Origin of the sequence: Streptococcus sp. 4886 (assembly GCF_013276485.1) — a bacterium.
Lineage (GTDB): Bacteria > Bacillota > Bacilli > Lactobacillales > Streptococcaceae > Streptococcus.
The window spans coordinates 28,526-42,017 of the sequence record NZ_VMLD01000026.1; the positions used below are offsets into that span (position 1 = coordinate 28,526).

The 13,492-nt window shown below is 39.0% G+C and carries 13 protein-coding genes and 1 tRNA gene; 13 read left to right on the forward strand and 1 reads right to left on the reverse strand.

What is annotated here, in order from left to right:
- Positions 1–14: 14 nt before the first annotated feature.
- The 7 genes from HT679_RS10220 (at position 15) to gap (ending at position 8,305) form a co-directional block, all read left to right on the forward strand.
- Positions 15–458, forward strand: coding sequence for a low molecular weight protein-tyrosine-phosphatase (locus tag HT679_RS10220; protein ID WP_112445379.1), 444 nt, complete (start codon positions 15–17; stop codon positions 456–458).
- Positions 445–855: an MORN repeat-containing protein gene (locus HT679_RS10225; protein ID WP_020902388.1), complete on the forward strand. Its 411-nt coding sequence runs from the start codon at positions 445–447 to the stop codon at positions 853–855. Before HT679_RS10220 ends, HT679_RS10225 begins: the two co-directional genes overlap by 14 nt.
- Before the next feature lie 298 nt (positions 856–1,153).
- Positions 1,154–3,805, forward strand: a complete 2,652-nt coding sequence (adhE, locus tag HT679_RS10230; RefSeq protein ID WP_173214473.1) for a bifunctional acetaldehyde-CoA/alcohol dehydrogenase — start codon at positions 1,154–1,156, stop codon at positions 3,803–3,805.
- 123 nt (positions 3,806–3,928) lie between these two features.
- Positions 3,929–4,849, forward strand: a complete 921-nt coding sequence (locus HT679_RS10235; RefSeq protein WP_173214474.1) for an XRE family transcriptional regulator — start codon at positions 3,929–3,931, stop codon at positions 4,847–4,849.
- A 315-nt stretch (positions 4,850–5,164) separates the two neighbouring features.
- Entirely contained in the window at positions 5,165–5,848 is a 684-nt protein-coding gene (locus HT679_RS10240) for an ABC transporter ATP-binding protein (RefSeq protein ID WP_138701941.1), read from the forward strand.
- Complete coding sequence (locus tag HT679_RS10245; RefSeq protein WP_173214475.1) at positions 5,817–7,118, forward strand: ABC transporter permease; 1,302 nt, start codon at positions 5,817–5,819, stop codon at positions 7,116–7,118. The genes HT679_RS10240 and HT679_RS10245 overlap by 32 nt, the downstream gene beginning before the upstream one ends.
- Positions 7,119–7,294: 176 nt before the next feature.
- On the forward strand, positions 7,295–8,305 hold the full coding sequence (gene gap, locus HT679_RS10250; RefSeq protein WP_000260662.1) for a type I glyceraldehyde-3-phosphate dehydrogenase: 1,011 nt from the start codon (positions 7,295–7,297) through the stop codon (positions 8,303–8,305).
- Positions 8,306–8,373: 68 nt separating this feature from the next.
- Here the strand turns inward: gap and HT679_RS10255 are convergent, their stop codons facing one another.
- Entirely contained in the window at positions 8,374–9,249 is an 876-nt protein-coding gene (locus HT679_RS10255) for an RluA family pseudouridine synthase (RefSeq protein WP_345890111.1), read from the reverse strand.
- 86 nt (positions 9,250–9,335) lie between these two features.
- Between HT679_RS10255 and pbp2a the strand changes: the two genes are divergently transcribed.
- The 6 genes from pbp2a to HT679_RS10285 all read left to right on the forward strand — a co-directional run bounded on the left by pbp2a (position 9,336) and on the right by HT679_RS10285 (position 13,276).
- Complete coding sequence (pbp2a, locus tag HT679_RS10260) at positions 9,336–11,531, forward strand: penicillin-binding protein PBP2A (RefSeq protein ID WP_173214476.1); 2,196 nt, start codon at positions 9,336–9,338, stop codon at positions 11,529–11,531.
- Positions 11,532–11,583: 52 nt separating this feature from the next.
- Positions 11,584–11,736, forward strand: coding sequence for a 50S ribosomal protein L33 (gene rpmG / locus HT679_RS10265; protein WP_001809375.1), 153 nt, complete (start codon positions 11,584–11,586; stop codon positions 11,734–11,736).
- 9 nt (positions 11,737–11,745) lie between these two features.
- Entirely contained in the window at positions 11,746–11,922 is a 177-nt protein-coding gene (gene secE, locus HT679_RS10270; protein WP_001210991.1) for a preprotein translocase subunit SecE, read from the forward strand.
- A gap of 54 nt (positions 11,923–11,976) precedes the next feature.
- Positions 11,977–12,513, forward strand: coding sequence for a transcription termination/antitermination protein NusG (gene nusG / locus HT679_RS10275; protein WP_000376734.1), 537 nt, complete (start codon positions 11,977–11,979; stop codon positions 12,511–12,513).
- A gap of 119 nt (positions 12,514–12,632) precedes the next feature.
- Positions 12,633–13,112 carry a sigma-70 family RNA polymerase sigma factor gene (locus HT679_RS10280; RefSeq protein ID WP_112445386.1) on the forward strand — a complete coding sequence of 160 codons (480 nt, stop codon included), beginning with the start codon at positions 12,633–12,635 and terminating at the stop codon, positions 13,110–13,112.
- Positions 13,113–13,204: 92 nt separating this feature from the next.
- Positions 13,205–13,276 (forward strand) — tRNA-Glu (locus HT679_RS10285).
- Positions 13,277–13,492: the final 216 nt, after the last annotated feature.

Genomic DNA, 13,492 nt, shown 5'->3' on the forward strand with positions numbered 1-13,492 from the left:
AGAAAGGAAATGGGATGAAAAAATTAGTCTTTGTCTGTCTAGGAAATATTTGCCGCAGCCCTATGGCCGAGTTTGTGATGAAATCAATGACAGATAATTATGAAATCCAAAGTCGAGCGACTTCTTCTTGGGAACATGGCAATCCGATTCATAAGGGAACTCAAGGGATTTTTCAAGAGTATGAGATTCCTTATAACAAAGCCAAAACATCGCTTCAGATTAGTAAGGAAGATTTTGAAGCCTTTGATTATATTATCGGCATGGATGCTTCAAATGTTTCTGACTTACGTCAGATGTGTCCAGTAGACTGTCAAGATAAGATTTACTCATTTGCATCTGAAAGTGTTCCAGATCCTTGGTATACAGGAGATTTTGAGGAAACCTATCAGCGTGTTCAGGAGGGTTGTCAAGCTTGGTTAAAACGTTTAGAAAAGGAGAGTGAAGGTGGAAAATCTTAAGAATTTTTACGAAAAGTATCGTGTCTATCTGACTCGTCCACGTTTAGAGCTTTTGGCAGTAGTTACCATTGTTTTCTGTGCTGTACTCGTCTTTTTTCTAAATATTCCCGGAAAAGGTGTTCTAAAGCTTGATAATGGAACGATTGTTTACGATGGCAGTCTTGTCCGTGGTAAAATGAATGGGCAAGGTACCATTACCTTCCAAAATGGAGACCAATATACAGGTGGTTTCAACAATGGAGCCTTCAACGGAAAAGGCACCTTTCAATCCAAAGAAGGCTGGACCTACGAAGGTGATTTTGTAAATGGTCAGGCTGAAGGAAAAGGAAAACTAACAACAGAACAAGAAGTCGTTTATGAAGGGACTTTTAAACAAGGCGTTTTTCAACAAAAATAAAGCCTCCTTATCAAAGGAGGTATTGTTAGAATGTTCAGGTAAGCGCTTACCTGTAAATCCCTATCTTTCCAAGTCCCTCTTCCAAGCAAGTTTGTGAAATAAAAAATATTTGAAATAAACTTCACAAACTTTAAAGAAAAAGCTTGCTAAGAAAAGAAAATAACAAACATTTCACAAGGTGCTAAAAATTCTTTGTGAAATGTTTATGAAACTGTTTACAAAGTTGAAATAATGCGTTATAATAAACTTGTGAAAAAATTAACAAAGGATTAAATCCTTGAAAGCTATGGAGGAAAATATGGCTGATAAAAAAACTGTGACACCAGAGGAAAAGAAACTCGCTGCTGAAAAACACGTAGATGAGTTGGTTCAAAAAGCTCTAGTTGCTCTTGAGGAAATGCGTAAACTCGACCAAGAACAGGTTGACTACATCGTAGCTAAAGCGTCAGTGGCAGCTTTGGATGCCCACGGAGAATTGGCTTTACATGCCTTTGAAGAAACAGGACGTGGTGTATTTGAAGATAAAGCAACGAAGAACTTGTTTGCTTGTGAACACGTAGTAAACAACATGCGCCACACTAAAACAGTTGGTGTTATTGAAGAAGACGATGTAACAGGTTTGACTCTTATCGCTGAACCAGTTGGTGTTGTTTGTGGTATCACTCCTACAACAAACCCAACATCAACAGCAATCTTCAAATCATTGATTTCATTGAAGACACGTAACCCAATCGTCTTTGCCTTCCACCCATCAGCACAAGAATCATCAGCTCACGCAGCTCAAATCGTTCGTGATGCTGCGATTAAAGCAGGAGCTCCTGAAAACTGCGTACAGTGGATCACTGAACCATCTATGGAAGCAACTAGTGCTCTTATGAACCACGAAGGTGTTGCGACAATCCTTGCAACTGGTGGTAATGCCATGGTTAAGGCGGCTTACTCATGTGGTAAACCAGCTCTTGGGGTAGGTGCCGGTAACGTTCCAGCTTATGTTGAAAAATCAGCTAACATCCGCCAAGCTGCACACGATATCGTCATGTCTAAATCATTTGATAACGGTATGGTCTGTGCCTCAGAGCAAGCGGTTATCATTGATAAAGAAATTTACGATGAATTTGTAGCAGAGTTCAAATCTTATCACACTTACTTTGTAAACAAGAAAGAAAAGGCTCTTCTTGAAGAGTTCTGCTTCGGCGTGAAAGCAAACAGCAAAAACTGTGCTGGTGCGAAATTGAACGCTGACATCGTTGGTAAACCAGCAACTTGGATTGCAGAACAAGCAGGATTTACAGTTCCAGAAGGAACAAACATTCTTGCTGCAGAATGTAAAGAAGTTGGTGAAAATGAGCCATTGACTCGTGAAAAATTGTCACCAGTTATCGCAGTTTTGAAATCTGAAAGCCGTGAAGATGGTATTACCAAAGCTCGTCAAATGGTTGAATTTAACGGTCTTGGACACTCAGCAGCTATCCACACAGCTGACGAGGAATTAACTAAAGAATTTGGTAAAGCTGTTAAAGCTATTCGTGTTATCTGTAACTCACCTTCTACTTTCGGTGGTATCGGGGACGTTTACAATGCCTTCTTGCCATCATTGACACTCGGATGTGGTTCTTACGGACGCAACTCAGTTGGGGATAACGTTAGTGCCATTAACCTCTTGAATATCAAAAAAGTCGGAAGACGGAGAAATAACATGCAATGGATGAAACTTCCTTCAAAAACATACTTTGAACGTGATTCAATTCAATACCTTCAAAAATGTCGTGACGTTGAACGTGTCATGATCGTTACTGACCATGCCATGGTAGAGCTTGGTTTCCTTGATCGTATCATCGAACAACTTGACCTTCGTCGCAATAAGGTTGTTTACCAAATCTTTGCTGATGTAGAACCAGATCCAGATATCACAACTGTAAACCGTGGTACTGAGATTATGCGTGCCTTCAAACCAGATACAATCATCGCTCTCGGTGGTGGATCTCCAATGGATGCTGCTAAAGTAATGTGGCTCTTCTACGAACAACCAGAAGTGGACTTCCGTGACCTTGTTCAAAAATTCATGGATATCCGTAAACGTGCCTTCAAGTTCCCATTGCTTGGTAAGAAGACTAAATTCATCGCAATCCCAACTACATCTGGTACAGGATCTGAAGTAACACCATTTGCCGTTATCTCTGATAAAGCAAACAACCGTAAATACCCAATCGCGGACTACTCATTGACACCAACTGTGGCAATTGTAGACCCTGCTTTGGTATTGACAGTGCCTGGATTTGTTGCTGCGGACACTGGTATGGACGTATTGACTCACGCGACTGAAGCTTATGTATCACAAATGGCTAGCGACTACACTGACGGTCTTGCACTTCAAGCCATCAAGCTTGTATTTGAAAACCTTGAAAGCTCAGTTAAGAATGCAGACTTCCATTCACGCGAGAAAATGCATAACGCTTCAACAATCGCTGGTATGGCCTTTGCCAATGCCTTCCTAGGTATTTCTCACTCAATGGCCCATAAGATTGGTGCGCAATTCCACACAATCCACGGTCGTACAAATGCAATCTTGCTTCCATACGTCATCCGCTATAACGGTACACGTCCAGCTAAGACAGCAACATGGCCTAAGTATAACTACTACCGTGCAGATGAAAAATACCAAGATATCGCACGCATGCTTGGCCTTCCAGCTTCTACTCCAGAAGAAGGTGTGGAATCTTATGCAAAAGCTGTTTACGAACTTGGTGAGCGCGTAGGTATCCAAATGAACTTCAAAGCACAAGGAATTGATGAAAAAGAATGGAAAGAACATTCTCGTGAATTGGCCTTCCTTGCTTATGAAGATCAATGTTCGCCAGCTAACCCACGTCTTCCAATGGTTGACCATATGCAAGAAATCATCGAAGATTCTTACTATGGCTACAAAGAAAGACCAGGACGCCGTAAATAATTGTTATCAGCCTAGAGGCGGGAGAAATCCTGTCTCTTTTTTTGTAATTCTATTTGAAAAATGGTATAATCATCGCATATATTTATTTGAAAATCAAATCTTTAATAATCATGCGAGGGGCAAATGAACAAGATAAATGAGTTAGGGGATAAAGTGCGACTTTTAAGAGAGGAGAAAGGACTTAGTCGTCCAGTTTTTTGCGGGGATGAGTCTGAATTATCAGTGCGTCAGTTGGTGCGGATTGAAAAAGGAGAATTTCGCCCGACGATAAAAACACTAGAATATATTGCAGAACGATTAGAAATTCCGTCCTACGTCTTGATGCCAGATTATAAGGAATTACCCAAGCGTTACCAAGAATTAAAGTACTTTCTTTTACATCATCCTGACTATGGAGACGAGGAGTTGCAGGAACAAAAGGAAGAATATTTTGATGAGATTTTTGAGTGTTTTTATGATGACCTGCCCCGTGATGAGAAAGTGCTAGTGGATTGTCTTCAAGCTATAGATGCAGTGAGAGCGACTAGTAATTCCTTATACGGAAGTGGTGTGATTGAAGACGGTCTTCAAGATTTACTATCCAGAGATGTATATAAAGCCGAGGACTTGTTGAAACTGAGACTGTATTTTCTTTGTCAGTTAATGGATGGTTTAAACGAGGGTGAGATAAAAAAGTCTGAGCATGAAACAATTCTTTATTTTCATGACAAATTAAGTTCTCAGGTTGATAAGATAGAGTTCGATTGTTTGGACTTACTTAGAGACTCCTTGTTAGCTTCTTTAACTTGTATAGAGATTATGGGGTTGCTTCATTATTTTAAGAGGGCAGTCGAGACCTTAAATAAAATAGGGCAAAAAACACGAGATTTCCAAAAGCAACCGATTGTCTTGATGGTGGAGTGGAAATATTATATTCATACCGATTATGATACAGCCAAACAAAAGTATGAAGAAGCAAAAATGATGGCGAGGATGTTTGGTAATGAGAAGTTACTCGTTAGTTTAGATAAGGAATGGAGCGAAGACTTAGAAAGGTATTATTAAATGATTTATAGGAGTGACATTTCTGTCATTGGGGAAATGTCGCTTTTTTGTTACAATGAATTTTATACTCAATGAAAATCAAAGAGCAAATTAGGAAACTAGCCGCAGGCTGTACTTGAGTACGGCAAGGCGACGTTGACGTGGTTTGAAGAGATTTTCGAAGAGTATTACTTGATATACATCCAGAAGCAAACTAGGCAATAGAGAAAAAATTCTAAGCAGTAGGTTCATAGTGGCAATCAGTGCTGATGTCGCTTGAAGGCTTTTCTATAATTATGATGTATGACGATAACAGTTTTAAATAAGGGGGAAAGAATGTCCATTTTATCCATTAAAAATATTTCAAAGTTTTACACTTTGGACGGTAAACATCAAGAGCAGGCTCTAAGAAATATAAACCTGCAGATTGCAAAAGGTAAAATTACAGCGATTTATGGTCCGTCAGGCTGTGGCAAAACCAGTCTACTAAACATCATCAGTGGTCTAGATAGACAATATGAAGGAGTTTTAGAATTTAAAGGGGAATCCCTCCGTGACTTATCAGAGATTGAACTAACTCAATTTCGTAAAAACAAGATTGGATTTGTGTTTCAAAACTTTAACCTTATTCCTCATCAGTCTGTCTTGGACAATGTCAAGCTACCTCTCTATGTCAAAGATTTATCTGACAGGGAGATGACAATGATTGCAAAGGAGCAATTAAGTAACTTGGGCATGGAGCCTTTTATGGCTAAAAATGTTAAACAGCTTTCTGGCGGGCAAAAGCAACGTGTAGCAATCGCGCGTGCCTTGGTAAATCAACCAGATATGATTGTAGCCGATGAGCCAACGGGTTCGCTGGATTCTCAATCCCAAGAAATGGTATTGGAAGTGTTTAAAAAATTAGCCCAAACAGGGAAAACAGTATTGATTGTAACCCATAATCCAGAGGTTGCTGAATATGCAGATGTGATTATCAAAATGAAGGATGGTGAAGTCGTTGAAGAAGTCAAAAAATAAAGGATTATCATTGAAAAATAAATTCAAACTTTCTTTAAATAACTTTCTGGAAAGAAAGTGGCGTAACCTATTGATTGCGATAGCAACCTCAATCGGTTTTGTAGGAGTCTTAATTTCTTTTGGCTTGGGAAATGCTTTGATTTCGATGATTGATGAAAATACGAATGGAGGTCAAATCCCTTCACAAGTTCAGATTGCTTTAAACACAAAAAATGTTGGACGAGGCTTTTTGAACCAAGATGATAAGAACTATATCACGGATACAGTTGGCAAAGAAACTATTAAATATTTGGAGAGTCCTTTTGGGATGATCATGTCAAATATTACTATAGATGGTCAAGAAATGGATCTGAGTCAAACGATGCCTTCTTATGCTCAAGTGGTGAGTCTCTATGAGGATACAAGTATCTCTGTTAGTAGTAATGAAGTGGACAAAGTATTAGCCGGTTCCCTCTATACTGATTCAAATGAACAGGGATTGACGATTCCAAGCAGTTTACTAAAAAATTGGAATGAACAGACAGGAAACAATCTGACAGCTAGTGATATTATTGGCAAATCAGTCTCAGCCAGCATTGTAGAAAATGATGCTGAAGCTAGCAAGACTGCTCAATTTCAAACAAAGATTGTACGTGTAATCAATGATGAAGATGACTTGGAGGACAGCAACAGTTTCATGCCGTCTCATCAAATGGAAACGATTTTGAAAGAGGCTGGATTTACAAAAGCTGTATCTTATTTTATCTTGGAACTCAAAGATCCATCACAAACAAAAGCGATAACAGAAGAATTGCAGAAAAACAAGAAGTATACTGTTCTTTCTCAACAGAAGGTTCTTGATATTGTGATTACTTTTATTCGTGTCATTCAGGGATTGTTGATTGTACTTTCATCACAAGCTATTGTAGTAGCAGCGGTCATGATTGGTATCATCATTTACATCAATATCATGCAACGTTCTAAGGAAATAGGTGTCATGAAGGCAGTTGGTTATCAGAATCGTGATGTCAAAGGAATTTTTATTTACGAGGCTATCTGGATTGTAGGAATCGCCTTGCTGCTGGCATTTTTGGTTGCACAAGGGGTGGGAAGTTTGGCGAATGCGATTGTAAGTCACTTTTACCCATCCATCACTAAGGTTTTTGAATTAAATCTTTTATCTGTTTTAGGAACTCTAGTTTTCGCTCTATTACTTGGTTATGTCTCAGCCTACTTCCCAGCGCGTAAAATTAGTAAAATGGATCCTGTAGAATCGCTACGATATGAATAGTAAGGGATTCCTTGATTTACAGTTTAAAAAAGAAACTAACATAGAAAAACAATGCCCGTACTTGCAATTCAACTCAAATAGTTATATAATAGGTTTGTTGAAAGGTGATTTGTAGTGATTCAAGTTACTCTTTTCACAATAAAAATTTCATGATTTTCATAAGGAGGAAATCACTAATGGTAGTTAAAGTTGGTATTAACGGTTTCGGACGTATCGGTCGTCTTGCTTTCCGTCGTATCCAAAACGTAGAAGGTGTTGAAGTTACTCGTATCAACGACCTTACAGATCCAGTCATGCTTGCACACTTGTTGAAATACGACACAACTCAAGGTCGTTTCGACGGTACTGTTGAAGTTAAAGAAGGCGGATTTGAAGTTAACGGTAAATTCATCAAAGTTTCTGCTGAACGTGATCCAGAACAAATCGACTGGGCTAACGACGGTGTAGAAATCGTTCTTGAAGCTACTGGTTTCTTTGCTAAGAAAGCAGCTGCTGAAAAACACTTGCACGCTGGTGGAGCTAAAAAAGTTGTTATCACTGCTCCTGGTGGAAACGACGTTAAAACAGTTGTATTCAACACTAACCACGACGTTCTTGACGGTACTGAAACAGTTATCTCAGGTGCTTCATGTACTACAAACTGCTTGGCTCCTATGGCTAAAGCTCTTCAAGATAACTTTGGTGTTGTAGAAGGATTGATGACTACTATCCACGCTTACACTGGTGACCAAATGATCCTTGACGGACCACACCGTGGTGGTGACCTTCGCCGTGCTCGCGCTGGTGCTGTAAACATTGTTCCTAACTCAACTGGTGCTGCAAAAGCTATCGGTCTTGTAATCCCAGAATTGAACGGTAAATTGGACGGAGCTGCTCAACGTGTTCCTGTTCCAGCAGGTTCTGTAACTGAGTTGGTAGCAGTTCTTGAAAAGAACGTTACTGTTGACGAAGTGAACGCAGCTATGAAAGCAGCTTCAAACGAATCATACGGATACACTGAAGATCCAATCGTATCTTCAGATATCCTAGGTATGTCTTACGGTTCATTGTTTGACGCAACTCAAACTAAAGTTCTTGACGTTGACGGTAAACAATTGGTTAAAGTTGTATCATGGTACGACAACGAAATGTCATACACTGCACAACTTGTTCGTACTCTTGAATACTTCGCAAAAATCGCTAAATAATTCTTGAGTCGATAGAAAAGCAAGGCCTCTGGTCTTGCTTTTTAAATATTTAAAAATGGATGACACAATCATCCATTCTTTTTTATTTCTCTTTCGAAAGTATCTGAAAGGGCAGTGAAGCTTAATTTTTCTAATGTAAGTGGATGGGTAAAGGAAAGTCGAAAGGCATGAAGCATAAGTCGATTTGATTTTCCTTTACTATTATAGAGAGGGTCGCCTAAAATAGGGAAGTTATGATGCGAAAGGTGCACACGAATCTGATGGGTTCGCCCGGTCTTTAGTTTGCAACGAACCAAGGAAGTTTTGTTTGGGAATTGCTTTAATCTGCTTACATTTGTTTCAGCATATTGCCCATTTTTTGTATCAACTACTCGTTTTCTGCGGTCATGGCGATCACGTCCGATTTTGTCCCTGAAAACAAGCTCTTTGCTGCTGATATTTCCATCAACTAGTGCCCAGTATTCCCTAGAAATCTCTTTTTTCTCCAGTAAGCGATTGAGAATAGGCAGGATAAAAGGATTTTTGGCAAAGAGAACCAAACCACTGGTTTCCATGTCCAGACGATGAACGACATAGCAGGTTTGGCCAACATAGGCACTGACATGGTTAAGAAGGGCGATTTCGCTTGGCTGATTACCATGCGTTTTCATCCCCTCTGGTTTGTTTACAATAACTAAGTGTTGATCTTGATAAACTTCCTGAATGAGGTTTGGGTTGCCCCAAGGAATTTCTTTTTCGGGATAATCTTCCTCGTCAAAAGTTAACTGGCAAATATCTCCAGGATTCACCACCTCGTTCCAGCGAACTTCTTCTTGATTTATCAAAATGTGTTTCTTGATTCTCAAAAAATGACGGATTTTTCTAGGGATGAGGAGTTGTTCCTCCAGTAATTGCTTAACCGTCATTTGAGGTAGAGAGTCTGGTAATGTAAATGTGAATTTCATACAGATATTGTAACAAAAAAAGCCCTATTTGGATAGGAAATAGCTAAATTCTTGTCTTCCTATGATGAAGATGATAAAATAAACGCATGAAATTAGATAAATTATTCGAGAAATTTCTTTCTCTTTTTAAAAAAGAAACAAGTGAACTAGAAGATTCTGATTCTACTAGCTTACGTCGTTCTCGCAGTGATAGAAAAAAATTGGCCCAAGTGGGTCCAATTCGAAAATTCTGGCGTCGTTATCATCTAACAAAGATTGTCCTTATACTAGGTTTGAGTGCAGGCTTGCTAGTTGGAACCTATTTGTTTGCTGTAGCTAAGTCAACCAATGTTAACGATTTGCAAAACGCCTTGAAAACTCGGACTATCATTTTTGACCGTGAAGAAAAAGAGGCTGGTGCCTTGTCTGGTCAAAAAGGAACTTATGTTGAATTGACTGATATCAGTAAAAACTTGCAGAATGCTGTTATTGCGACAGAAGACCGTTCTTTCTATAAAAACGACGGGATTAACTATGGTCGCTTCTTCTTGGCGATTGTCACTGCTGGTCGTTCAGGTGGTGGTTCTACTATTACCCAACAGCTGGCTAAAAACGCCTATCTATCACAGGATCAGACTGTTGAGAGAAAAGCGAAAGAATTTTTCCTGGCCTTAGAATTAACAAAAAAATATAGTAAGGATCAAATTCTAACCATGTACCTTAACAATGCCTATTTTGGAAATGGTGTGTGGGGTGTAGAAGATGCGAGTAAGAAATACTTTGGAGTTTCTTCATCAGAGGTGAGTCTGGATCAAGCTGCGACTCTGGCAGGGATGCTCAAAGGACCGGAATTGTATAATCCTTTGAATTCTGTAGAAGATTCGACTAATCGTCGCGACACTGTCTTACAAAATATGGTTGCAGCAGGATATATTGATAAAAACCAAGAAACCGAAGCTGCAGAAGTTGATATGACTTTGCAATTGCACGATAAGTATGAAGGGAAAATCTCAGATTACCGCTATCCTTCTTACTTTGATGCGGTGGTTAATGAAGCTGTTTCCAAGTATAATCTAACAGAGGAAGAAATTGTCAATAATGGCTACCGCATTTACACAGAGCTGGATCAAAACTACCAAGCAAATATGCAGGTTGTCTATGAAAATACAGTGCTATTTCCGAGGGCAGAGGATGGAACATTTGCTCAATCAGGAAGTGTCGCTCTCGAACCGAAAACAGGGGGAGTTCGTGGAGTTGTCGGTCAAGTTGCTGGCAATGATAAAACGGGATTCCGGAATTTCAACTATGCAACCCAATCGAAACGTAGCCCTGGTTCTACAATTAAGCCTTTAGTTGTTTATACGCCAGCAGTTGAAGCAGGCTGGGCTTTGAATAAGCTCTTGGATAACCATACCATGCAGTATGACAGCTATAAGGTTGATAACTATGCAGGGATCAAAACGAGTCGAGAAGTTCCCATGTATCAAGCCTTGGCAGAATCGCTTAATCTACCTGCTGTTGCCACTGTTAATGATTTGGGCCTTGATAAGGCTTTTGAGGCGGGCGAAAAATTTGGACTCAACATGGAAAAGGTCGACCGTGTTCTTGGTATTGCCTTGGGAAGTGGTGTCGAAACCAACCCACTTCAAATGGCTCAAGCATATGCTGTTTTTGCCAATGAAGGTTTAATGCCGGAAGCTCATTTTATTAGTAGAATTGAAAATGCTAGTGGTCAGGTTATTGCGAGCCATAAAAATTCACAAAAACGGGTGATTGATAAGTCTGTAGCTGATAAGATGACCAGTATGATGTTGGGGACTTTCACCAACGGTACTGGTATTAGTTCATCGCCTGCAGATTATGTCATGGCAGGGAAAACTGGTACAACCGAAGCAGTTTTTAATCCAGAATACACAAGTGACCAGTGGGTAATTGGTTATACTCCGGATGTGGTGATTAGTCACTGGCTTGGTTTTCCGACCACTGATGAAAATCACTATCTAGCAGGATCTACTTCAAACGGTGCAGCCCATGTCTTCAGAAATATTGCAAATACCATTTTACCTTATACCCCAGGAAGTACCTTTACAGTTGAAAATGCATATAAGAAAAATGGAATTGCACCAGCTAACACAAAAAGACAAGTACAAACCAATGATAATAGCCAGACAGATGATAATTTGTCTGATATTCGAGGACGTGCGCAAAGTCTAGTAGATGAGGCTAGTCGGGCTATCTCGGATGCTAAGATTAAGGAAAAGGCTCAAACAATATGGGATTCGGTAGTCAATCTATTTCGCTAAGATGCTTGTCAAAGCCTAGCTTTCTTGTTATAATAGATAGGATGGAGGTGTTATGGCACTAAAAAAAGCAAGCCTAGCTTGTGCGGTTTGTGGTTCGAGAAACTATTCAATCAAGATTAGTGGAAACCCCAAGCCTACACGACTAGAAGTAAATAAATTTTGTAAGCATTGTGGTAAGTACACTACACACAGAGAAACGAGATAGGAGAGAGCGATGCGTTTTATTGGAGATATTTTTAGACTTCTTAAAGACACAACATGGCCAACTCGCAAGGAAAGCTGGAGAGATTTTCGTTCTATCATGGAATACACAGCTTTCTTTGTAGTAATTATTTACATTTTTGACCAGTTGATTGTTTCAGGTTTGATTCGATTTATTAACATTTTTTAGAAGGCTAGTGGAGTTATTTACACTAGAAATCTTCTATTTATGAAAGGAAATATCATGGATAGTTTTGATAAAGGATGGTTTGTTTTACAAACTTATTCTGGTTATGAAAATAAGGTAAAAGAAAATCTATTACAACGTGCACAAACCTACAATATGTTGGATAATATTCTACGTGTTGAAATTCCAACACAAACAGTGCAAGTTGAAAAAAATGGAAAGAGAAAAGAAGTAGAAGAAAATCGCTTTCCAGGTTATGTTCTTGTAGAAATGGTCATGACAGATGAAGCTTGGTTTGTTGTTCGAAACACACCAAATGTTACAGGATTTGTCGGATCACACGGGAACAGATCAAAACCAACTCCATTATTGGAACAAGAAATTCGTGACATTTTGATATCTATGGGACAAACTGTTCAAGAATTTGATTTCGATGTTGAGGTTGGTCAAACTGTACGTATTATTGATGGTGCTTTTGCAGACTACACTGGTAAGATTACAGAAATTGATAATAACAAAGTAAAAATGATTATCTCTATGTTTGGGAATGACACAGTTGCAGAAGTAAACCTAAACCAAATCGCAGAATTATGACCCAAAGAGAGGCAAGACCTCTCTTTTTGTGCAGTTGAGGAGCTAAAGGGTGCAGAATGGATGAAATGTGCCAAAAGTGTTTCTGAATCTGTTAGACTGTATCTAGAAAGGGGAAGATTATGCTTAAAAAAATGTATGAAGAAGTCCAAGGAATTGTATACAAGTGTAGAAATGAATATTACCTTCATTTGTGGGAGCTATCGGATTGGAACCAAGAGGGTATGATTTGCTTACATGAATTGATTAGTAGAGAAGAAGGACTAGTAGACGATATTCCACGTTTAAGGAAATATTTCAAAACCAAGTTTCGAAATCGAATTTTAGACTATATCCGTAAACAAGAAAGCTACAAACGAAGATATAATAAAGAACTTTATGAAGAAGTGGGTGATATAAGTCATCGTATAAGTGAGGGCGGTCTGTGGCTAGATGATTATTATCTCTTTCATGAAACACTAAGAGATTATAGAAACAAACAAAGTAAAGAGAAACAAGAAGAACTAGAACGCGTCTTAAGAGATGAACGCTTCCGAGGGCGTCAAAGAGTGCTAAAGGACTTACGCATTGTGTTTAAAGAGTTTGACATCCGTACTCATTAGGAATTCATGCAAAAAAATAAAAAAAGTTTAAAAAAGGTGTTGACAAAGTTTAAAAAGCCTGTATAATAGTAAGAGTTGAAAATAACAACTCTGGTCCGTTGGTCAAGGGGTTAAGACACCGCCTTTTCACGGCGGTAACACGGGTTCGAATCCCGTACGGACTATGGTATGTTGCGGTTGAAACACTTGATGAAAAAAAGATTAAAAAAGTTTCAAAAAAGTGTTGACAAGCGAAAGCAGCTGTGATATACTAATATAGTTGTCGCTTGAGAGAAGTGAGCGACAAAGACCTTTGAAAACTGAACAAGACGAACCAATGTGCAGGGCACTACAACTAAGGTTGTAGTACTGAACAATGAAAAAAACAATAAATCTGTCAG

Bases quoted from the DNA above. Each gene is read 5' to 3' on its own strand.
- HT679_RS10245 (WP_173214475.1), top strand. From the start codon at position 5,817: ATGGTGAAGTCGTTGAAGAAGTCAAAAAATAAAGGATTATCATTGAAA.
- HT679_RS10235 (WP_173214474.1), top strand. From the start codon at position 3,929: ATGAACAAGATAAATGAGTTAGGGGATAAAGTGCGACTTTTAAGAGAG.
- gap (WP_000260662.1), top strand. From the start codon at position 7,295: ATGGTAGTTAAAGTTGGTATTAACGGTTTCGGACGTATCGGTCGTCTT.
- HT679_RS10220 (WP_112445379.1), top strand. From the start codon at position 15: ATGAAAAAATTAGTCTTTGTCTGTCTAGGAAATATTTGCCGCAGCCCT.
- HT679_RS10240 (WP_138701941.1), top strand. From the start codon at position 5,165: ATGTCCATTTTATCCATTAAAAATATTTCAAAGTTTTACACTTTGGAC.
- HT679_RS10255 (WP_345890111.1), bottom strand. From the start codon at position 9,249: ATGAAATTCACATTTACATTACCAGACTCTCTACCTCAAATGACGGTT.
- adhE (WP_173214473.1), top strand. From the start codon at position 1,154: ATGGCTGATAAAAAAACTGTGACACCAGAGGAAAAGAAACTCGCTGCT.
- pbp2a (WP_173214476.1), top strand. From the start codon at position 9,336: ATGAAATTAGATAAATTATTCGAGAAATTTCTTTCTCTTTTTAAAAAA.
- rpmG (WP_001809375.1), top strand. From the start codon at position 11,584: ATGGCACTAAAAAAAGCAAGCCTAGCTTGTGCGGTTTGTGGTTCGAGA.
- nusG (WP_000376734.1), top strand. From the start codon at position 11,977: ATGGATAGTTTTGATAAAGGATGGTTTGTTTTACAAACTTATTCTGGT.
- HT679_RS10280 (WP_112445386.1), top strand. From the start codon at position 12,633: ATGCTTAAAAAAATGTATGAAGAAGTCCAAGGAATTGTATACAAGTGT.
- secE (WP_001210991.1), top strand. From the start codon at position 11,746: ATGCGTTTTATTGGAGATATTTTTAGACTTCTTAAAGACACAACATGG.